A 19582-nucleotide genomic window follows, 5' to 3' on the forward strand; every position below is an offset into this window, starting at 1 on the left:
ACGCCTCAAACGCCGGCGAGGCTGAAGGTGGCCGGTGCGGCTCACAGACCTGGGGCTCCGCCCCAGACCCCGCGCCTCAAACGCCGGCGAGGCTGGATGTGGCGGCGGGGCTGGATTTGGCCGGCGTAGCCGGGAAAGGGGGCCACGCGGGATCAAGGGACCTGGACCGGATCAGAGACGTGAGGGGTCGGGGACGGGGTGGGGTGTCGTCCGGGATGTAAAACGTGATTTGTTGGCGCGCGGTGCCGAACCGCAAAACCACTCCGGAAGGGGCGCCATAAATCATGCCTATCCCGGACGGCACCCCACCCCGTCCCCGACCCCGCCCCCAGCCCTACAGGTGGGCGTTCGACGGGCCTCTGGTCGTCGTGAGGTCGCGGGACACGGATTCCGCGTCGCGGAGGGCGCGGACCGCGTTGGACCAGGTGAGCTTCGCGAGGTCCGGGCGGGACCAGCCGCGGGTGAGGAGTTCCGCGATCAGGTTCGGGTAGCCCGCGACGTCGTCCAGGCCGGACGGGGTGAAGGCCGTGCCGTCGTAGTCCCCGCCGATGCCGATGTGGTCGACGCCCGCCACCTCGCGCATGTGGTCCAGGTGGTCGGCGACCGTGGCGGCGGTGGCCGTCGGGCGCGGGTTCGCCTCCTCGAAGGCCCGGTGCAGGGCCATCGCCTCCGGGGTGGTGTCGAGGTGGTGGAAGCCGTGCGCGCGCAGGTTCTCGTCGGCCGCCGCCGTCCACGCGACGGCCGCCGGGAGGACGAACTTCGGTACGAAGGTGGCCATCGCGACGCCGCCGTTGGCGGGCAGCAGCTCCAGGACGTCGTCCGGGATGTTGCGCGGGTGGTCGCAGACCGCCCGCGCCGAGGAGTGCGAGAAGACCACCGGCGCCGCCGAGACGGCGAGCGCGTCGCGCATCGTCGTCGCGGCGACGTGCGAGAGGTCCACCAGCATGCCGATCCGGTTCATCTCCCGGACGACCTCGCGGCCGAAGTCGCTCAGGCCGCCGTGCCGGGGCTCGTCCGTCGCCGAATCCGCCCAGTCGATGGTGTCGTTGTGCGTGAGCGTCATGTACCGCACGCCCAGCCGGTGCAGGGCGCGCAGGGTGGCCAGCGAGTTGTTGATGGAGTGGCCGCCCTCGGCCCCCATCAGCGAGGCGATCCGGCCCTCGGCGCGGGCGGCCTCCATGTCGTCGGCCGTCAGCGCCCGCACCAGTGCCCCGGGGTAGCGGGCGATCAGCTGGTCGACCGCGTCAATCTGCTCCAGGGTGGCGCTGACCGCCTCGTCGCCGGCGTAGTCGGACCGTACGTAGACGGACCAGAACTGGGCGCCGACCCCGCCGGCGCGCAGCCGGGGGATGTCGGTGTGCAGGTGGCCGCTCTGGTCGCCGGCGATGTCCCGCTGGTCGAGGTCGTAGCGGACCTGCTCGCGCAGCGCCCAGGGGAGGTCGTTGTGGCCGTCGACGACGGGGTGTTCGGCCAGCAGGTCACGCGCCTCGTCCAGGCGCTGCGCCGCGCTCACTTGCCGAATCCGAAGGATTCCGCGCCCGCGACCTTCGTACGCAGCCGCTTGCCCTTCTCGGTGGCCTGGTCGTTGAGCTCCTGCTGGAAGTCCCGCATGCGGGCCAGCAGCTCCGTGTCGTGCGCGGCGAGCATCCGTACGGCCAGCAGGCCCGCGTTGCGCGCCCCGGCGATGGAGACGGTGGCGACGGGAACCCCGGCGGGCATCTGCACGATCGACAGCAGGGAGTCCATGCCGTCGAGGTACTTCAGCGGGACGGGGACGCCGATGACCGGGAGCGGGGTGACCGAGGCCAGCATGCCGGGCAGGTGGGCGGCGCCGCCCGCGCCCGCGATGATCGCCTTCAGGCCGCGCTCGGCGGCCTGCTCCCCGTACGCGACCATCTCGCGCGGCATCCGGTGGGCGGAGAGGACGTCGACCTCGTACGGGATCTCGAACTCGTCGAGTGCCTGGGCGGCGGCCTCCATGACGGACCAGTCGGAGTCCGAGCCCATGACGATGCCGATGACGGGACCTGTGGGGGACGTGCTCATCCCGATCTCCTTGCGTGGGAATCCCCGGCCTCGGCCGGGGTAGGAAACGCAGCCACGGCCTGGAGCCGCACTGCGGGAATGTACTGGTCTGTGACGCTATGACCCGAGCTTGTGTTCAGGCTGTGGCCGCCCCTAGCGTCCAGGGCGTGGGGGTTTCTTCCGTGAAGCGGGCTTTCAAGTACCGCTTCTATCCGAACGACGCGCAGGCAGCGGAGCTGTCGCGGACGTTCGGCTGTGTCCGGAAGGTCTACAACCTGGCGCTCGCCGCCCGATCCGAGGCGTGGGCGACCGGCCAGGAGCATGTGGGCTTCGGGCAGACATCGGCGATGCTCACGGCGTGGAAGAAGACCGAGGAGCTGGCCTTTCTGGCCGAGGTGTCCTCGGTACCGCTCCAGCAGACGCTCAGGCACCTGCAAGCGGCGTTCGTCGGGTTCTGGGCGAAGCGGGCGAAACACCCGCGCTTCAAATCGAAACGGAGGTCTCGGGCTAGCGCCGAGTACACGCGAAGTGCCTTCCGCTACACGGACAGCAGGCTGACACTGGCGAAGATGGCCGAGCCGCTGGACGTCGTGTGGTCCCGTCCCCTGCCCACCGGGGCGATGCCGTCCACGGTCACGGTCTCCCGTGACCCTGCCGGGCGCTGGTTCGTCTCCCTGCTCTGCGAGGACACCCCGGCCCCGATGCCCGGCACGACGAACGCGATCGGCATCGACGTCGGATTGACGTCCCTGGTCACGCTCTCCAACGGAGAGAAGACCCAGAACCCGAGGCACGAGCGCAGGGACCGGAAACGCCTGGCGCGCGCCCAGCGGGCGCTGTCCCGGAAAGAGAAGGGCAGCAACAACCGGGCGAAGGCCCGCACCCGGGTGGCGAGGGTCCACGCCCGGATCACCGACCGGCGACGGGACCATCTTCACAAGCTGACGACTCGACTCGTGCGCGAGAACCAAACGCTCGTGATCGAGGACCTCGCCGTGCACGGCTTGCTCGGGAACCACCGCCTCGCGCGCGCCCTCGGCGACGCGGGCTGGCGGGAGTTGCGGCGCATGCTGGAGTACAAGGCCGCCTGGTACGGGCGTGAGCTGATCACCGTGGACCGCTGGTTCCCCAGCACCAAGCGGTGCTCGGCCTGCGGGGCCGTCGCCGACGCGATGCCCTTGGACGTCCGCGAGTGGACCTGCGTGAACTGCGGGACGACCCATGACCGGGACGGGAACGCAGCGATCAACCTTCTGGCCGCCGGGCTGGCGGTCACTGCCTGTGGAGCGGACGTCAGACCTCAACGGGAGTCCTCCTCTCGGCCGGGGCGGTCCGTGGCGAAGCAGGAAACCCCACCCGCGAGGGTGGGGACCCCCTCCCGCTAGGGAGGGGGCAGGTCAATCGGTGATGGTTCCTCTGAGGTAGCCGGCTGCGTGACGTGCGCGCTCCAGCACATCGTCCAGATCGTCGCCGTAGGTGTTGACGTGGCCGACCTTGCGGCCGTGTTTCACGTCCTTGCCGTACATGTGGATCTTCAGCTGCGGGTCGTGGGCCATGCAGTGCAGGTACGCCGCGTACATGTCGGGGTAGTCACCGCCGAGCACGTTGGCCATGACCGTCCAGCGGGCCCGGGGGCGGGGGTCGCCCAGGGGGAGGTCCAGGACCGCGCGGACGTGGTTGGTGAACTGGGAGGTGATGGCACCGTCCTGGCTCCAGTGGCCGCTGTTGTGCGGGCGCATGGCCAGTTCGTTGACGAGGATGCGGCCGTCGGTGGTCTCGAACAGTTCCACGGCCAGGTGGCCGGTCACGTCGAGCTCCTTGGCGATGCGCAGGGCCAGGGCCTGCGCCTCGCCCGCGAGGGCCTCGGAGAGGTTCGGGGCGGGTGCGATGACCGTGTCGCACACGCCGTCCACCTGGATGGACTCGACGACGGGGTAGGCCACGGCCTGGCCGTGGGGGGAGCGGACGATGTTGGCCGCGAGCTCGCGGACGTAATCGACCTTCTCCTCCGCGAGGACCGGCACGCCCGCCCTGAAGGGGGCCTCCGCATCCTCGGGCGTGCGGACGAACCACACGCCCTTGCCGTCGTACCCGCCGCGCACCGTCTTGAGGATGACCGGGAAGCCGCCCACCTCGTCCGCGAAGGCCGCCACGTCCGCCGGATCGCTCACGATCCGGTGGCGGGGGCTGGGCGCGCCGATCTCGTCGAGCTTGGCGCGCATCACCCCCTTGTCCTGGGCGTGCACCAACGCGTCGGGCCCCGGGCGGACGGGGATGCCGTCCGCTTCCAGGGCCCTGAGGTGTTCGGTGGGTACGTGCTCGTGATCGAAGGTGATCACGTCGCAGCCGCGCGCGAAGGCGCGCAGCGTCTCCAGGTCGCGATAGTCGCCGATGACGACGTCGCTCACGACCTGGGCCGCCGAGTCCTGTGGGGTGTCACTGAGGATCTTGAATCTGATGCCGAGGGGGATACCCGCCTCGTGGGTCATGCGGGCGAGCTGTCCGCCGCCGACCATGCCGACTACCGGGAACGTCACCGCTCCAGGGTATCCGTCGGTATTCCGCCATCTGGACGTGGCCTGGCGCGTCCCCGTGTGCCGTGCGTCGCACGGCCCCCGAAGGCACGTACGGACCGTGGGGGCGACACTTAACATGGACGGGTTGACGAGATCGAGAGACGCCTACGCCTACGCCGTGACGCGCGGGCGCCGACGACGGACAGGGACTGAACCTTCACATGAGCACGCCGAAAGCAGCACCGCTGTCCGAGCGCTTCCGCGGTCTCGCCCGGGAGGCCGTCAAGTTCGGCGCGGTGGGCGGGCTGGGCGTCCTGGTCAATTTCGGTGTGTTCAACCTGCTCCGGAGCACGACCGACCTCCAGACCGTGCGCGCGAACGTCATAGCCATCGTGGTGGCCATCGTCACCAACTACATCGGCTTCCGCTACTTCACCTACCGGGACCGCGACCTGGGCAGCCGGCGTCGCGAGATGATCCTGTTCGTGCTGTTCAGCGCGATCGGGATGGTCATCGAGAGCGGTGTGCTCTACGTGGCGACGTACGGGTTCGGCCTGGACAGCTCGCTGCAGAACAACGTCTTCAAGTTCTTCGGCATGGCCGTGGCGACGGTCTTCCGTTTCTGGTCGTACCGGACGTGGGTGTTCAAGGCCCTGCCGACGACCGCCGCGCCGTCCCTGGTCGTGGAGCAGCGTGACGGCGGCGCGGACGCGCCGGTCACCCCGCGTACGCCCGAGCCCGCCAGCAACTAGTTCCCCTGGTACGCCCAGCTCCCCGGCTCCCGGCTCCCGCTACCGGACCGTGCGCTCCGGTTCGGTGGGCTCTGGTGCGGTGCGGCTGAGGAACAGCGCGAACACCGGCGGCTGGCCCTGGAGGAGCTCCAGGCGGCCGCCGTCGGCCTCGGCGAGGTCACGGGCGACGGCCAGGCCGATGCCGGTGGAGTTGCGGCCGCTGATGGCCCGCTCGAAGATCCTGTTGCCGAGGTCCGGGGGGACGCCGGGGCCCTCGTCCGTGACTTCCAGTACGGCCTGGTTGCCGGTGACGCGGGTGCGCAGGGCGACGGTGCCGCCGCCGTGCATCAGGGCGTTCTCCACGAGGGTCGCGAGGACCTGTGAGACGGCGCCGGGGGTGCCGACGGCCCGCATGCCCGTCTTCCCGGAGCGCACGATGGCCCGTCCGGCGCTGCGGTAGGCCGGCCGCCACTCCTCCACCTGCTGTTTGACGACCTCGTCCAGGTCGAAGGGGACCGCGGAGCCGGTCCGGGGGTCGCGGGAGTTCGTCAGCAGCCGTTGCACCACGTCGGTGAGCCGCTCCACCTGGGTGAGGGCGATGGTCGCCTCCTCCCGTACGGTCTCCAGGTCCTCGGTGACCGTGATCTCCTCCAGCCGCATCGACAGGGCCGTCAGCGGGGTCCGCAGCTGGTGCGAGGCGTCCGCGGCGAGGCGCCGTTCGGCGGTCAGCATCCTGGCGATCCGCTCCGCGCTGGAGTCCAGTACGTCCGCGACCCGGTCCAGCTCGGGGACCCCGTACCGCTTGTGCCGGGGCCGGGGGTCGCCGGAGCCGAGGCGTTCGGCGGTCTCGGCGAGGTCGGTGAGCGGGGAGGCCAGCCGGTTGGCCTGGCGTACGGCGAGCAGGACGGCCGCGACGACGGCCAGCAGCGCCACCGCCCCGACCACGGCCAGGGTGCGGCCGACCTCCCTGGTGACCGTGGAGCGGGACCCCTCGACCACCACGGACTCGCCCTGCTCCCCGCGCGCGGTGCCCCGGATGACGCTGTCCTGGATCGGGGAGCCGACCTCGACGGCCGGCTGCCCGGGGACGGTGATGCGGGCGTACGTGCCGAGGTCGAGCTGCTCGGCGAGGGCGTGGGCATCGACCGGCTTGTGCTCCAAGAAGTCCGCCTCGACGATGCCGAGCAGCCGCAGGGCCTCGGAGCCGATGCGGTCCTGGGCACTGCTGGTGATGGTCCGGGTCTCCACGATGACGAGGGAGACCCCGAACACGGCGATCACGACGAGCACCACGGCGAGCGTGGAGTTGATCAGGCGGCGGCGCATGGATCCGAGGATGCCCTAGATGCGGCGGGGCGCGGGGTCAGCTCTTCTCGAAGCGGAAGCCGACGCCGCGGACGGTGGCGATGTAGCGGGGGTTCGCGGCGTCGTCGCCGAGCTTCTTGCGGAGCCAGGAGATGTGCATGTCGAGGGTCTTGGTGGAGGACCACCAGGTGGTGTCCCAGACCTCGCGCATCAGCTGGTCGCGGGTGACGACCCGGCCGGCGTCGCGGACCAGGACGCGCAGCAGGTCGAACTCCTTCGCCGTGAGCTGGAGCTCCTCCTCGCCCATCCAGGCGCGGTGCGACTCGACGTCGATGCGCACGCCGTGGGTGGCGGGGGCCTGGGCGGTCTCGTTGGCGCCGCGCCGCAGCAGGGCCCGGACGCGGGCCAGCAGCTCGGCGAGCCGGAAGGGCTTGGTCACGTAGTCGTCGGCGCCGGCGTCCAGGCCGACGACCGTGTCGACCTCGTCGGCCCGGGCGGTGAGCACCAGGATCGGGAAGCCGTGTCCTTCGGCGCGCAGGCGCCGGGCCACTTCCAGGCCGTCCATGCCGGGCAGCCCGAGGTCCAGGACGACGAGGTCGACGCCGCCCTGCAGTCCGGCGTCCAGGGCGGTGGGGCCGTCCTCGCGGACCTCGACCTCGTAACCCTCCCGGCGCAGGGCGCGGGCCAGGGGTTCCGAGATGGATGCGTCGTCCTCGGCGAGCAGTACACGCGTCATGTGGGTGATGGTAGTCCGCGGCGGCTGAAAGGAGGCCCCTGCCCACAGACCCCTCACGAACTGGGCTTATGAACTACTAACGGCCTTCGAATATGGTCAAACGGTTCCCCGGAATCCTGTGATCCATATCTCAAGTCCTTCCATATGCCGCAGTGTCCTGTCGTATGGTGGCGAGACGCCTGATGCACTACCCAGGGGTCCTTTGTGCCGAAAAGCGAGCCTGGGACCTCAAATTCTGCTCTGGTCGGCTTCGTCCGGCCCAGATGACAGTGAATGACCTGTGGGCCGGGCCCTGAGCGCGATGCTGCGCGAGGGGTGTGGATCCCGGTGAATGCTGTCCCTTCGTCTCCTCACCCGGAGGTCGAGACCCCAGGGCGTGGGGTGGGGCTCCTTTCGCCGGTGCCGGCCACCCCCCACCGGGCGCTGTTCAGCTCACGAAGCCAAGCGTCCCGAGCAAGCAAGGATCGACATGGCTTCCAGCCTGACGACGGGCTCTCCGAGCTCTGCGCACGAGAAGACTCTCTTCGGCCACCCGATCGGCCTGGCGACACTCTTCATGACCGAGATGTGGGAGCGGTTCTCCTACTACGGCATGCGTGCGCTTCTCGTCCTGTACCTGGTCTCCGGCGGTACGGACGCGGCGACCGGAAGCCAGGGCGGTGGCCTGGGCTTCAAGATGGGCGTCGCCACGGCGATCTACTCCGTGTACGTGGCCATGGTGTACCTGATGGCCATGCCGGGCGGCTGGTTCGGCGACCGCGTCTGGGGTGCCCGCAAGACCGTCACCATCGCCGGCTGCGTGATCATGGCCGGTCACGTGGCGCTGGCGCTGCCCGGCCAGATCTCGTTCTTCGCCGGTCTGCTGCTGGTCGCGGTCGGCTCCGGTCTGCTGAAGGCCAACATCTCCACGATGGTCGGCCACCTGTACAACGGCCCGGACGACCCGCGCCGTGACGGCGGCTTCACGCTGTTCTACGTCGGCATCAACCTGGGCGCCTTCGGTGCGCCGTGGGTGATCGGCATCGTCGGCGAGGTCGTCAACTGGCACCTCGGCTTCCTGCTCGCCGCGATCGGCATGGGCGCGGGCCTGGTCATGTTCCTGGTGTTCGGCCGCACGCTGAGCCCCGAGAGCAGCGTCGTCCCGCACCCGCTGTCGGACAGCGAGCGCAACGGCCTCATCGTCAAGGCCGTCGCCGTCTTCGCGATCGTCGCCGCCTTCTACGGCACCGTGACCGCCATGGGCATGTTCACGATCAACTGGGCGCTGTACCCGATCACCATCGCCGGTCTGATCATCCCGGTCACCGTGCTGGTCCGCATCAAGCGTGACAAGGACCTCTCGGCCCCCGAGCAGTCGAAGATGACGGCGTACATCTGGTTCTTCGTCGCCGCCGCCGTGTTCTGGATGATCTACGACCAGGGCGGTTCGACCCTGTCGCTGTTCGCCGACTCGAAGACCGGCTCGATCTTCGGCTGGACCCCGTCGACCGTGCTGTACCAGGCCCTGAACCCGCTGTTCGTCATGGCGCTGGCCCCGCTCTTCGCCTGGCTGTGGCTGTGGCTGGCCCGCAAGAACCAGGAGCCGAACACCATCGTGAAGTTCGCGATGGGTCTGGTCCTGGTCGGCGCGTCCTTCTTCATCTTCATCGTCCCGATGAGCATGGCGGGCGACGGCACCAAGGTGTCGCCGATGTGGCTGGTCTCGATCTACATGATCCAGACCATCGCCGAGCTGTGCCTGTCCCCGGTCGGCCTCTCGGTGACCACGAAGATGGCGCCGCGCAAGTACGCCTCCCAGATGATGGGTGTCTGGTTCCTCGCGGTCACCGCCGGTGACTGCACCACGGGTCTGCTGTCCCTCGCGGGCGTGGACCTCAACGGCACCTGGGTGATCGCCTTCCAGGCGGCCGCCGCGGTCCTGGCCGGCTTCGCGGTGTACTCGTACCGCCAGAAGGTCAAGGGCCTGATGGGCGACGTGCACTGACGCACCCCCTTCGAGCACGGCAGCGGCCCGGCACACCACTCGGTGTGCCGGGCCGCTGCCGTGTGCGGGGTGCCTAGCGGGTGCCGCGCAGGCGGCGCCAGGGGGTGAAGGTGAAGACGGCGGCGCCGAGGAGGATGACGGTGCCCGCGACGAGGGCGAGGGCCTTGATGCCGCCGTCGTCGTCGGCGCCGGTGTCGGCGAGGCCGCCCGAGGTGGTGGTGGAGGAGGAGCTGCCGGTGGTGCCGGCCGTGGTGGAGCCCGAGCCGCCCGGCTGGGCGGCGGTGTCCAGTTCCAGGGAGACCCCGCTGCTGGACGCCTTGCAGGGCACGACGATCGGGGTGGAGCCCGGGGCCATGGTGACGTCGATCGTCAGCTGGTCGGGGCTGAGGGTGACCTTGCCCGTCTTGCCGGGCTTGTAGGTGCCGGTCATGTCACTGAGGCTGACCGGGGCCTTGTCCGGGATGGGCTCGGCGTTGGCGGGGCCGGAGACCTTGACCGTGCCGCTGTCGGCGCCGCCGAGCTTGATGGCCATCGAGGGCTTGAGGGCCCCGGCGGGCAGGGCCATGGGGGCGGCCATGGCTCCCTTGGCGGTCTTGACGGTGAGGTCGTAGCCGCCGGAGGTGTTCTTCTTGGCGCTGACCGTGACCGGGGTCTTGATGCCGCCCGGGACGACCGCGCCGCAGTCGTAGGCGACCTCGACGGGCTTTCCGGGGAAGTCGGTCTGGCCGCCGCTGCCGCCGGTGGTGGAGCCGGTGGTGCCGCCGGACGTGGAGCCCGAGGTGGTCGAGCCCGTGGTGCCGCCGGTCGTGGTCGAGCCGGTCGTGCCGCCCGTGGTCGTCGAGCCCGTCGTGCCGCCCGTGGTCCCGCCCGTCGTGCCCTCCGCGACGTCGATGGTGGCGCCGCCGGTGACCGTGCCGATCGGGGCGCACTTGGTGACGAAGGTGCCGAAGGAGAAGGTGACGGCGACCTCGTAGCGGCCGGGCGTCAGCGTGACCTTGCCCGCCTTGGTGAGCTTGAGCTTGCCCTTCATGGTCGACATGACCATGGGGGCCTTCTTCGGGATCTCCGGGTTCTTCTTCTCCCCGACGACCTTCAGCTCGCCTCCCCCGCCGCCGCCCACCGTGAACCAGCCGGTGGGCAGCACGGAGTCCTGCGGGATCACCATCAGGTCCGTGTTGTTGGAGGCGGGCTTGACCGTCTCCCACGACACGTCGACCTCGTCGCCCACCTTGGCCGTGGCGGGGGCCGTGATCTTGGCGGTGGTCTCGCCCTCCACCGGGTCGCCGCCGCCCGCGGGCGGTACGCACTTCACCTTGAACGTGGCCTCGGCAGCCTGGGCGGGGGAAGCCGCCATGGCGATACCCGCGCCGCTGAGCAGCAGCGCGGCCAGGGCCGCGCTCACCCTCCGTCGGATCTTCACGAATGTCCCTTCGTCGTCGGACGTGTCTCGGACGGTGCGGATGTCCTTGGTTCCTCCGCCGGTCCCGCGGCCCGGGGTTCGGGTGCGAACCAGGGCAGGACGGCGGTGGAGGTCTCGGGGGGCCCGCTCTCGCCGGGCGGGCGGGGGCGCGCGGGGCCCCGTAGGGCGGGGACGCGCGGCAGCCGGGCCGTCACCGCCGAAGCGGCGTCGAGGGTCTTCGCGCCCCGGTGGCGGCCGGCGGCCCCGGCGCGCGGACGGACCCGGTCGACGACGGCCATGCCGATGCGGAAGAGCGCCGTCGGGATCACCACCAGCAGCAGACCCCAGAAGAGCAGCACCCCGTACGGGCGGTCCACGCCCCAGGGCTGGGCGGCGAGGACCGTGTCCCCGTACTTGAGGGAGACGGTCCAGTCGCCGTGCGCCCCCGCCGGCAGGGCCACGTCGAGGGCGATCTCGGCCTTGCCGCCGGGCGCGATGGTGCCCTTCCAGCGGGCCTCCTCCCAGGTCGGGGCGAACACCCCGTGGGCGGTGCCGAGCTGGAAGACGGGGTCCTTGACGGGGGCCGAGCCGAGGTTGCCGACGGTCGCGGTGAACTTCCGGGCGGGCGGGGCCCCGAACCAGGTCAGCACCCCGTCCTCGCCCTTGAGGCGGACCCCGGTGAGCATCGCCAGGCGCGGCGTGCCGGACTCGGCGGGCAGGTCCGCCACCGGGTGGCCGGTGATCTTCAGCGGGACGGCGACGGTGGACTGGTCGCCGTTGACGGAGGCCACGTCGACCACGCAGGGGCAGGGCTTGGGCGGTGCCACGACCGCCAGCCGGGCGGTGAAGCGGCCGTCGTCGGCGACGGACACGGCGGCTCCGTCGGCGTTGGCGCAGCTGTTGGTGCCGCCGATCATGTTCTGGCCGCAGACCAGCAGCATCACCATGGTCTTCGCCCGCCAGCCGGTGCCGGTGACGGTGATCTCGGTGCCCATGGCGGCCTCCTGGAGCGAGAGCGCCACGGTGGGCTTGCCCTCCTCGGCCGTGGCCGGGACGGCGGCGCGGGCGGTGGCCGGGAGCAGTGCCAGGGCGAGCGCGGCCAGGACCGCGCCGAGCAGGGGGAGTGCGCGGTCGCGGCTCACCTGGATGCTCCCGTCAGCTCGGGGTGCGGGGTGCGGAGCTCTTCGGCGGCGGGCGGCCCGGCGGGCTGCTCGCGGCCGGCCCGCCGGTTGCGTACGAGGAGCAGTGCGGCCGTGGTGGCCGCGCCGAGGGCGAGGAGCCCGGCGCCGGTCCAGGCGGCGCCCCGGGGCAGGAACCAGGCCGAGGCGGTGGCGGTGGCCCGGGCGCCGCCGGGGGCGGTCGCGGTGAGGGTGAGGGCGACGCGGTCCAGGAGGGGTGCGCCGGGCCAGGGTTCGGTCAGCTCGACGCGCTGGCCGGGCAGGAGTTCCAGCGGCAGGGCGCGGGCACTGCGGCCGGGGACCTCGCCGAAGCGGCCGTCGGCGTCGACGGCGAGCTCGGGGGCGAGGGCCACGTTGCCCCGGTTGACCAGGGTGTACGCGATGACGGTGGCCGCGCCCCGGCCGCGTACGGAGACGTCCTCGACGGTGAGGGCGGCCAGGGTGGGGCCGCTGACCCGCAGGTGGACGCGTACGCCCGCCTCGCGGCCGTCCTCGGTGGCGACGACGGCGGCGGGGTGGTCTCCGGGTGCGGACGCGGGCGGCACGGTGACGGTGAAGGGGACCACGGCGCGGGTGCGGGGCGGGATCCGGACGGTGGTCCCGGCGCCGAAGCTGATCCAGGAGCCCGGGCCGCCCGCCCCGGCCGCATCCGCCGGGCGGACGGCGAGGGCGCCGTCCGGGGTGTTGTAGGCGTCGGCCCCGCGCAGGGTGATGCTGCGTTCCCGGTCGGTGGTGTTGACGAGGGCGAGCCGGTCCTCCAGCACCGTGCCGGGGGTGCCGGCGAGGTAGAAGTACGGGCGGGCGGCGCCGGGCCGGCCGGTGGCCGGTTCGGCGGTCCAGCCGGGTTCGTCGGCGGCGGCCGGGGTGGCCGCGGCGGCGTGGAGGTACAGGCCTGCGGTGGTGAGGAGCAGGGCGCCGAGCCTCTTGAGGGTGTGGAGCGCGGGCATGGCCGGGGCTGCTCCGTTCAGGACCGGGCCCGCGGGGCCCGCCCGCCGCGCCGGGTCAGCCAGAGCACGCCGGCCGCGCCGGTCAGGAGCACGGTGGCGCCGAGGGTGCCGAGGGCGAGTGCGGAGTCGGCGGGGCCGGTCTGCGGGAGGGTGTCGCCGCCGGCGGCGGGGGGCGGGGCGGTGTCCTTGCCGCCGCCGGCCGCGGTGACCTCCAGTTCGAGGGAGGGTTTGGGGCTGTTGCCGGGGGTGCAGGTGGTGGTGGTGCCCATGGCCTTGATGGTGAGGACGCCCGCGGTGAAGGTGACCTTGCCGCTCTTCTTGGGGGTCCAGGTGCCCGAGAGGTCGGTGATCTTGATGGGGGTGTTGGCGGGCGCGGCCTCGGGGTTGGGCGGTCCGGAGACCGGGATCGAGGCCTTCTCGGCGCCGTCGGCCATGACGACGGCGCTGGGGCTCATGGCGCCCTTGCCGAGCTCGATGGGGCTGGAGGAGACGCCCTTCTGGAAGGACATCGTGAGTTTGTAGCCGTCGCCCTCCTTGACGGCCTTGATGTCGATGGGCGAGACCGCCGACTTGTCCCCGATGGGGGTCTGGCAGTTGTACTGCACGTCGACGACGTCGGCGTGGGCCGCGGGGGCGGCGAGCAGTACGGCCGATCCGGCCAGCGCGGAGGCCAGCGCGAGCGCGGTGGAGCGTTTCCGGTCGGACACCTTCGTCTTCCCCTCGGGCCACAAGTTACTGACGACACATCAGATTGGTGGCTCAAGGTACGCCCGGGACCTTACGGAGGGAAGACAAAGGACGGCCCGGATCAACGGCCTGCCGACCGTACGTTTTCGGGCCGTCCCGGGGACGGTTTCGCGGCGGCCGGGGGCTTCCCCCGGGCCGGGTTCAGGCGGCTCGGACCCCGCGCTGCCAGACGGCCGACACCAGCGGGACGCCGGGGCGGTACGCGAGGTGGACGTGGCTCGGGGCCTCCAGCAGAGCCAGGTCGGCGCGGGCCCCGGGGGTGACGGTCCCGACGTCGCTGCGGCGCAGGGCGCGGGCGCCGCCGGCGGTGGCGGCCCACAGGGCCTCGTCGGGGGTCATGTGCATGTCCCGGACGGCGAGCGCGATGCAGAAGGGCATGGAACTCGTGTACGAGGACCCCGGGTTGCAGTCCGTGGACAGGGCGACGGTGGCGCCCGCGTCGAGCAGCCGGCGGGCGTTGGGCCACTGGGCGCGGGTGGAGAACTCGGCGCCGGGCAGCAGGGTGGCGACCGTGGTCGCGGACCCCTGGGCGAGGGCGTCGACGTCCGCGTCGGTCAGGTGGGTGCAGTGGTCGGCGGAGGCGGCCTCCAGCTCCACGGCGAGCTGCACGCCCGGCCCGTAGGTGAGCTGGTTGGCGTGGACGCGCGGGATGAGCCCGGCGGCGGCGCCCGCGGTGAGGATCGCGCGGGCCTGGTCCCCGTCGAAGGCGCCCTTCTCGCAGAAGACGTCGACCCAGCGGGCGTACGGGGCGCAGGCCGCCAGCATCTCGCCGGTGACGAGGTCCACGTAGGCCGCCGGGTCGTCGGCGTAGTCCGGGGAAACGATGTGCGCGCCGAGGTAGGTGACCTCCTCGGTGTGCGCGGCGGCGATGCGCAGCGCGCGGGCCTCGTCGGCGACCGTCAGGCCGTAGCCGGACTTGGTCTCGAAGGTGGTGGTGCCCTGGCGGCGGGCCTCGTCGAGGTGGCGCAGCAGGTTCGCCTCCAGCTCGGCGTCGGAGGCGGCGCGGGTGGCGGCGACGGTGGTGCGGATGCCTCCGGCGGAGTAGCTGCGGCCGGACATCCGGGCGTTGAACTCGGCGGTGCGGTCGCCGGCGAAGACCAGGTGCGAGTGGGAGTCGACGAAGCCGGGGATCAGGGCGCGGCCCTGCGCGTCGAAGGCGGTGTCCGCGGCGGGGGCGTCGGCGGTCCGGCCGACCCAGGCGATGCGTTCGCCGTCGATGACGACCGCGGCGTTCTCGATCAGGCCGAGGGGGCTGCCGTCGCCGACGGACGGGTCGTTGGTGACGAGGCTGGCGATGTTGGTGATCGCGGTGGTGGTCATGGTTCCTCTCGGAGGGTTCTTCTCCCCCGCCCCGCCCCTTCCCGAAACCGGGGCCTGCGGCCCCGGGCCCCGCAGGGTGCACGGGCTTCGCCCGGCACCCGTCCCGGGCGCTGCGCGCCCGGTGCGCTCAAACGCCGCGCGGGCTGGGATGTGCTGCGCACATCCCAGCCTCGCCGGCGCTTGAGGCGCGGGGGTCCGGGGGCGGAGCCCCCGGTTTCGGGAAGGGGCGGGGTGGGGGAACAGCAGCGTCAGCCGCGCACGGCTGCGATGGATTCGGCCAGGGCCGAGGGGACGTCGGGGACAAGAGTGTGCGCGCCGTCGCGGACGACGTGGCGGCCGCCGACCACCGTGTGGCGGACGTCCGCCGCCGTCGCGGCGAAGACGGCCGTCTCGGCGCCGAGCCGCGGCAGCGGCCCGGCCGTGCGTACGGAGTCCAGCGCGACGGTGGTGAAGTCGGCGAGCGCGCCCGCCTCCAGGCGGCCCGCGTCGGACAGGCCGAGGGCTGCGTGGCCGTCGGCGGAGGCCGCGGTGAGCAGGGCGTTCGCCGTCCAATGGCCCCGGGTGTGGCTGCGCAGGCGCTCGTTGAGCTCCATCGCGCGGGCCTCCTCCAGCAGGTCGATCACCGCGTGGCTGTCGCTGCCCAGGGACAGCGGGCTGCCCGCGCGCTGGAGGCGGGTGGCCGGGCCGATGCCGTCCGCGAGGTCGCGTTCGGTGGTGGGGCACATGCAGGTACCGGTGCCGGTGCCGCCGAGGAGGGCGATGTCGGTGTCGGTGAGGTGCGTGTTGTGGACGCCGGTGGTGCGCGGGCCGAGCACCCCGTGGTCGGCGAGGAGCTCGGTGGGGGTGCGGCCGTGGGCGGCCCGGCAGGCGTCGTTCTCCGCGGTCTGCTCGGAGAGGTGGACGTGCAGCGGGGCCCGCCGCTCCTGGGCCCAGGCGGCGACGGTGGACAGCTGCCCGGCCGGGACGGCCCGCACCGAGTGGATCGCCGCGCCGACGAGGGCGTGCTCGCGGGGCTTGAGGGCGGAGACCCGCTCGGCCCAGGCGTCGGCGGTGCCGTCGGAGAAGCGCAGCTGGTGGGCGTTGGGGGCCTCGCCGAAACCGGAGGCCAGGTACGCGGTGTCCAGCAGGGTGATGCGGATCCCGGCGGCGGCGGCCGCCTCGATCAGGGCCTCGCCCATCGCGTTGGGGTCGGCGTAGGGGGCGCCGCCGGGGGCGTGGTGGACGTAGTGGAACTCGCCGACGTTCGTGATGCCGGCCAGCGCCATCTCGGCGTAAGTCGCACGTGCGAGCGAGAAGTAGCTGTCGGGGGTGAGTTTCTGCGCTACGCCGTACATCACCTCACGCCAGGACCAGAATGAATCCGGGGCTCGCCCCATGCCTCCCACCGCGCTTGCTCCCCTCCACTGCGGGGATGAACCCGCGTGCGAGTGAGCGTTGGCCAGTCCGGGAAGGGACTCGCTGGCGGCTTGCACCGTTCCACGAAGTGCGCGGTGGAAGGCATGGCTATGGGTATTGGCCAGGCCGGGGAGCGTGAGTCCGCGCAGCACCTCCGCGCCGGGCGGCGGGGTGTCCACGCCGGTGCGCAGGGCGGCGATCCGCCCGTCGGCGCCGGTCGCCAGGGCCACGCCCGGCTCGACGTGGGTGCCGAGCCAGGCGTGTTCCAGCCAGTACGTCTTCTCCGCGTTCAACTGCACGCGAGTCCTTCCAGTACGTCGGCGAGGGCGAGGACTCCGGCCACGCAGTCGTCCTCGGCGGCGAACTCCTTCGGGGAGTGGGAGACGCCGGTGGGGTTGCGTACGAACAGCATCGCGGTCGGGACGGCGGCGGAGAGGATTCCGGCGTCGTGTCCCGCCCCGGTGCCGAGGACGGGCAGGGACCCGCCGAGGATGCGGTTCATCTCGTCGCGCAGGGCGTGTTCGAACTCCACGACCGGGGTGAAGGACTCCCGGACGACGGCGAGGTCGGTGCCGTCCTGGCCGGCGCGCTCGCGGGCGGCCTTCTCGATGGCGGTGACCACCGTGTCGAGGGTGGCCTGGTCGGCGGCGCGGGAGTCGAGCCAGCCCCGGACGAGGGAGGGGATGGCGTTGACCCCGTTGGGTTCGACGGAGATCTTCCCGAAGGTGGCGACGGCACCGGCGAGGGCCGCCTCCTGGCGGGCGGCCAGCACGGTCGCCGCGTACGTGAGCATCGGGTCGCGGCGGTCGACCAGGCGGGTGGTGCCCGCGTGGTTGGCCTCGCCGTGGAAGTCGAACCGCCAGCGGCCGTGCGGCCAGATCGCGGAGGCGATGCCGACGCGGTCGCCGGACAGGTCGAGGGCGCGGCCCTGTTCCACGTGCAGTTCGACGAAGGCGCCGATGCGGGCGAGGCGTTCGGGGTCGGCGCCGATCGCCTCGGGGTCGTACCCGGCCCGCTCCATGGCCTGGGGCAGGGAGGTGCCGTCGGCGTCGCGGAGCTCGTACGCCTTCTCCTTGGTCAGCTGTCCGGCGGCGAGCCGGGAGCCGACGCAGGCGAGGCCGAAGCGGGCGCCCTCCTCGTCACCGAAGTTGGTGATGGCCAGCGGCCTGGAGAACTCCGCACCCCTGGCGCGGAGTTCGTCCAGGGCCGCGAAGGAGGACACCACGCCGAGGGGGCCGTCGAAGGCCCCGCCGTCGGGGACGGAGTCCAGGTGCGAGCCGGTGACGACGGCGTCCCCGGCGAGGGGGTCGCCGAGCCAGGCCCACTGGTTGCCGTTGCGGTCCACCTCGTAGGTGAGCCCGCGGGACTCGGCCTGCGCCCGGAACCAGGCGCGGCAGTCCTGGTCCGCGCCGGTCCATGCGTACCGGCGGTACCCGCGGCTGCCGCTGTCGCGGCCGATGGGGGCGAGGTCGGCCCACATGGCGTGGAACGAGCCGGCCCCGCCGGCGTTCGAGGCGCCGCCGGAGGCAAATTCAGCCTCGCCGGCGTTCGAGGCGCGGGGTCCGGGGCGGAGCCCCGGGAGCGGCGCCGCGCCCGGGATCTCGGCCTCGCTCACGCGGAGTCGCCCTCGCGCATCGGGACGCGGACGCCGCGCTCGTCCGCGACGGACTCGGCGATGTCGTAGCCGGCGTCGACGTGCCGGATGACGCCCATGCCGGGGTCGTTGGTCAGTACGCGGCGGATCTTCTCGCCCGCGAGCGCGGTGCCGTCGGCGACGGTGACCTGGCCCGCGTGGATCGAGCGGCCCATGCCGACGCCGCCGCCGTGGTGGATGGAGACCCAGGACGCGCCGGAGGCGACGTTGACCATGGCGTTGAGCAGCGGCCAGTCGGCGATCGCGTCGGAGCCGTCGAGCATGGCCTCGGTCTCGCGGTACGGGGAGGCCACCGAGCCGCAGTCGAGGTGGTCGCGGCCGATGACCAGCGGCGCGGCGAGGGTGCCGTCGGCGACCATCTCGTTGAAGCGCTCGCCGGCCTTGTCGCGCTCGCCGTAGCCGAGCCAGCAGATGCGCGCGGGCAGGCCCTGGAAGTGGACGCGCTCGCCGGCCATCTTGATCCAGCGGTGCAGGGACTCGTTCTCCGGGAAGAGCTCGAGCATCGCCTTGTCGGTCTTGTGGATGTCCGAGGCCTCGCCGGACAGCGCCGCCCAGCGGAAGGGGCCCTTGCCCTCGCAGAACAGCGGCCGGATGTAGGCGGGGACGAAGCCCGGGAAGGCGAAGGCGCGGTCGTAGCCGGCCAGCTGGGCCTCGCCGCGGATGGAGTTGCCGTAGTCGAAGACCTCGGCGCCGGCGTCCATGAAGCCGACCATGGCCTCGACGTGCGTGGCCATGGACTCGCGGGCGCGGGTGGTGAAGCCCGCCGGGTCCTTGGCGGCGTAGGAGGCCATGTCGTCGAAGTCGACGCCGACGGGCAGGTAGGCCAGCGGGTCGTGGGCGCTCGTCTGGTCGGTGACGATGTCGATCGGCGCGCCCTCGGCCAGCATCTGCGGGAGCAGCTCGGCGGCGTTGCCGAGGAGGCCGATGGAGAGGGGCTTGCGGGCGTCGCGGGCTTCGACGGCCAGCTGGAGGGCGTGGCGGAGGTTGTCGGCCTTGACGTCCAGGTAGCGGTGCTCGATGCGGCGGTCGATGGCGCGCGGGTCGACGTCGATGCAGATGGCGACGCCGTCGTTCATCGTCACGGCCAGCGGCTGGGCGCCGCCCATGCCGCCGAGGCCGGCGGTGAGGGTGATGGTGCCGGCGAGGGTCCCGTTGACCCCTCCCTTACCAATTGAATGCAGCTTCGCGGCGACGGCGGCGAAGGTCTCGTAGGTGCCCTGGAGGATGCCCTGGGTGCCGATGTAGATCCAGGAACCGGCCGTCATCTGGCCGTACATGGTCAGGCCCAGGTTCTCCAGGCGGCGGAACTCCTCCCAGTTGGCCCAGTCGCCGACCAGGTTGGAGTTCGCGAGCAGGACGCGCGGCGCCCACTCGTGGGTCTGCATGACGCCGACCGGGCGGCCGGACTGGACCAGCATGGTCTCGTCCTGCTTGAGGGTCTGGAGGGTGCGGACCATGGCGTCGTACGAGCGCCAGTCGCGGGCGGCCTTGCCTGTGCCGCCGTAGACGACGAGCTTGTCGGGGTGCTCGGCGACCTCGGGGTCGAGGTTGTTCTGGAGCATCCGGAGGGCGGCCTCCTGCTGCCATCCCAGGGTGCTGAGCTCGGTGCCTCGCGCGGCCCGTACGGGGCGGGGTCCTGACATGG

16 protein-coding genes are annotated in these 19582 nt (G+C 72.1%); 3 read left to right on the top strand and 13 right to left on the bottom strand.

Annotated features, from left to right (window positions below; all coding sequences use genetic code 11):
* Positions 1-334 precede the first annotated feature (334 nt).
* Together OOK31_RS34115 and purE are read right to left on the bottom strand one after the other, a co-directional pair.
* Entirely contained in the window at positions 335-1513 is a 1179-nt protein-coding gene (locus tag OOK31_RS34115) for a dipeptidase (RefSeq protein WP_267091283.1), read from the bottom strand.
* Positions 1510-2046, bottom strand: a complete 537-nt coding sequence (gene purE / locus OOK31_RS34120; RefSeq protein ID WP_267091284.1) for a 5-(carboxyamino)imidazole ribonucleotide mutase — start codon at positions 2044-2046, stop codon at positions 1510-1512. Before purE ends, OOK31_RS34115 begins: the two co-directional genes overlap by 4 nt.
* Before the next feature lie 161 nt (positions 2047-2207).
* On the opposite strand from purE, the gene OOK31_RS34125 reads away from it, so the two are divergent.
* The gene (locus OOK31_RS34125; protein ID WP_267091285.1) at positions 2208-3410 is read left to right on the top strand and encodes an RNA-guided endonuclease TnpB family protein; all 1203 of its coding nucleotides are present in this window, start codon (positions 2208-2210) and stop codon (positions 3408-3410) included.
* Between the two features lie 12 nt (positions 3411-3422).
* Here OOK31_RS34125 and OOK31_RS34130 read toward each other — a convergent pair whose 3' ends face one another.
* Positions 3423-4562 (bottom strand): 5-(carboxyamino)imidazole ribonucleotide synthase, encoded by a 1140-nt coding sequence (locus OOK31_RS34130; protein ID WP_267091286.1) that lies wholly within the window; start codon positions 4560-4562, stop codon positions 3423-3425.
* A gap of 200 nt (positions 4563-4762) precedes the next feature.
* Between OOK31_RS34130 and OOK31_RS34135 the strand changes: the two genes are divergently transcribed.
* On the top strand, positions 4763-5293 hold the full coding sequence (locus OOK31_RS34135) for a GtrA family protein (RefSeq protein ID WP_267091287.1): 531 nt from the start codon (positions 4763-4765) through the stop codon (positions 5291-5293).
* Between the two features lie 39 nt (positions 5294-5332).
* Here OOK31_RS34135 and OOK31_RS34140 read toward each other — a convergent pair whose 3' ends face one another.
* Together OOK31_RS34140 and OOK31_RS34145 are read right to left on the bottom strand one after the other, a co-directional pair.
* Positions 5333-6598, bottom strand: coding sequence for an ATP-binding protein (locus tag OOK31_RS34140; RefSeq protein WP_267091288.1), 1266 nt, complete (start codon positions 6596-6598; stop codon positions 5333-5335).
* A gap of 37 nt (positions 6599-6635) precedes the next feature.
* A complete protein-coding gene (locus OOK31_RS34145; protein ID WP_214933356.1) occupies positions 6636-7313 on the bottom strand; it encodes a response regulator transcription factor in 678 nt (225 codons plus the stop codon).
* 469 nt (positions 7314-7782) lie between these two features.
* On the opposite strand from OOK31_RS34145, the gene OOK31_RS34150 reads away from it, so the two are divergent.
* Positions 7783-9297, top strand: a complete 1515-nt coding sequence (locus tag OOK31_RS34150; protein ID WP_267091289.1) for a peptide MFS transporter — start codon at positions 7783-7785, stop codon at positions 9295-9297.
* A gap of 73 nt (positions 9298-9370) precedes the next feature.
* Here OOK31_RS34150 and OOK31_RS34155 read toward each other — a convergent pair whose 3' ends face one another.
* The 8 genes from OOK31_RS34155 to hutU all read right to left on the bottom strand — a co-directional run bounded on the left by OOK31_RS34155 (position 9371) and on the right by hutU (position 19580).
* Positions 9371-10717 carry a hypothetical protein gene (locus OOK31_RS34155; RefSeq protein ID WP_267091290.1) on the bottom strand — a complete coding sequence of 449 codons (1347 nt, stop codon included), beginning with the start codon at positions 10715-10717 and terminating at the stop codon, positions 9371-9373.
* Positions 10714-11838, bottom strand: a complete 1125-nt coding sequence (locus OOK31_RS34160; protein ID WP_267091291.1) for a hypothetical protein — start codon at positions 11836-11838, stop codon at positions 10714-10716. Before OOK31_RS34160 ends, OOK31_RS34155 begins: the two co-directional genes overlap by 4 nt.
* Complete coding sequence (locus OOK31_RS34165) at positions 11835-12821, bottom strand: hypothetical protein (RefSeq protein WP_267091292.1); 987 nt, start codon at positions 12819-12821, stop codon at positions 11835-11837. The genes OOK31_RS34160 and OOK31_RS34165 overlap by 4 nt, the downstream gene beginning before the upstream one ends.
* Positions 12822-12838: 17 nt before the next feature.
* On the bottom strand, positions 12839-13528 hold the full coding sequence (locus OOK31_RS34170) for an LPXTG cell wall anchor domain-containing protein (protein ID WP_267091293.1): 690 nt from the start codon (positions 13526-13528) through the stop codon (positions 12839-12841).
* A 181-nt stretch (positions 13529-13709) separates the two neighbouring features.
* On the bottom strand, positions 13710-14888 hold the full coding sequence (gene hutI, locus OOK31_RS34175; RefSeq protein ID WP_267091294.1) for an imidazolonepropionase: 1179 nt from the start codon (positions 14886-14888) through the stop codon (positions 13710-13712).
* Positions 14889-15136: 248 nt separating this feature from the next.
* Positions 15137-16582 (bottom strand): formimidoylglutamate deiminase, encoded by a 1446-nt coding sequence (locus OOK31_RS34180; protein WP_267091295.1) that lies wholly within the window; start codon positions 16580-16582, stop codon positions 15137-15139.
* Positions 16573-17763, bottom strand: coding sequence for an allantoate amidohydrolase (locus OOK31_RS34185; protein WP_267091546.1), 1191 nt, complete (start codon positions 17761-17763; stop codon positions 16573-16575). The genes OOK31_RS34180 and OOK31_RS34185 overlap by 10 nt, the downstream gene beginning before the upstream one ends.
* 131 nt (positions 17764-17894) lie before the next feature.
* A complete protein-coding gene (hutU, locus tag OOK31_RS34190; protein ID WP_267091296.1) occupies positions 17895-19580 on the bottom strand; it encodes a urocanate hydratase in 1686 nt (561 codons plus the stop codon).
* Positions 19581-19582: the final 2 nt, after the last annotated feature.

Origin of the sequence: Streptomyces sp. NBC_00249 (genome assembly GCF_026342355.1) — a bacterium.
Classification (GTDB): domain Bacteria; phylum Actinomycetota; class Actinomycetes; order Streptomycetales; family Streptomycetaceae; genus Streptomyces.

Excerpts from the sequence above, each read along its gene's own strand:
- purE (WP_267091284.1), bottom strand. The coding sequence starts at position 2,046 with ATGAGCACGTCCCCCACAGGTCCCGTCATCGGCATCGTCATGGGCTCG.
- OOK31_RS34165 (WP_267091292.1), bottom strand. The coding sequence starts at position 12,821 with ATGCCCGCGCTCCACACCCTCAAGAGGCTCGGCGCCCTGCTCCTCACC.
- OOK31_RS34140 (WP_267091288.1), bottom strand. The coding sequence starts at position 6,598 with ATGCGCCGCCGCCTGATCAACTCCACGCTCGCCGTGGTGCTCGTCGTG.
- OOK31_RS34145 (WP_214933356.1), bottom strand. The coding sequence starts at position 7,313 with ATGACGCGTGTACTGCTCGCCGAGGACGACGCATCCATCTCGGAACCC.
- OOK31_RS34185 (WP_267091546.1), bottom strand. The coding sequence starts at position 17,763 with ATGTGGGCCGACCTCGCCCCCATCGGCCGCGACAGCGGCAGCCGCGGG.
- OOK31_RS34135 (WP_267091287.1), top strand. The coding sequence starts at position 4,763 with ATGAGCACGCCGAAAGCAGCACCGCTGTCCGAGCGCTTCCGCGGTCTC.
- OOK31_RS34150 (WP_267091289.1), top strand. The coding sequence starts at position 7,783 with ATGGCTTCCAGCCTGACGACGGGCTCTCCGAGCTCTGCGCACGAGAAG.
- hutU (WP_267091296.1), bottom strand. The coding sequence starts at position 19,580 with ATGTCAGGACCCCGCCCCGTACGGGCCGCGCGAGGCACCGAGCTCAGC.
- hutI (WP_267091294.1), bottom strand. The coding sequence starts at position 14,888 with ATGACCACCACCGCGATCACCAACATCGCCAGCCTCGTCACCAACGAC.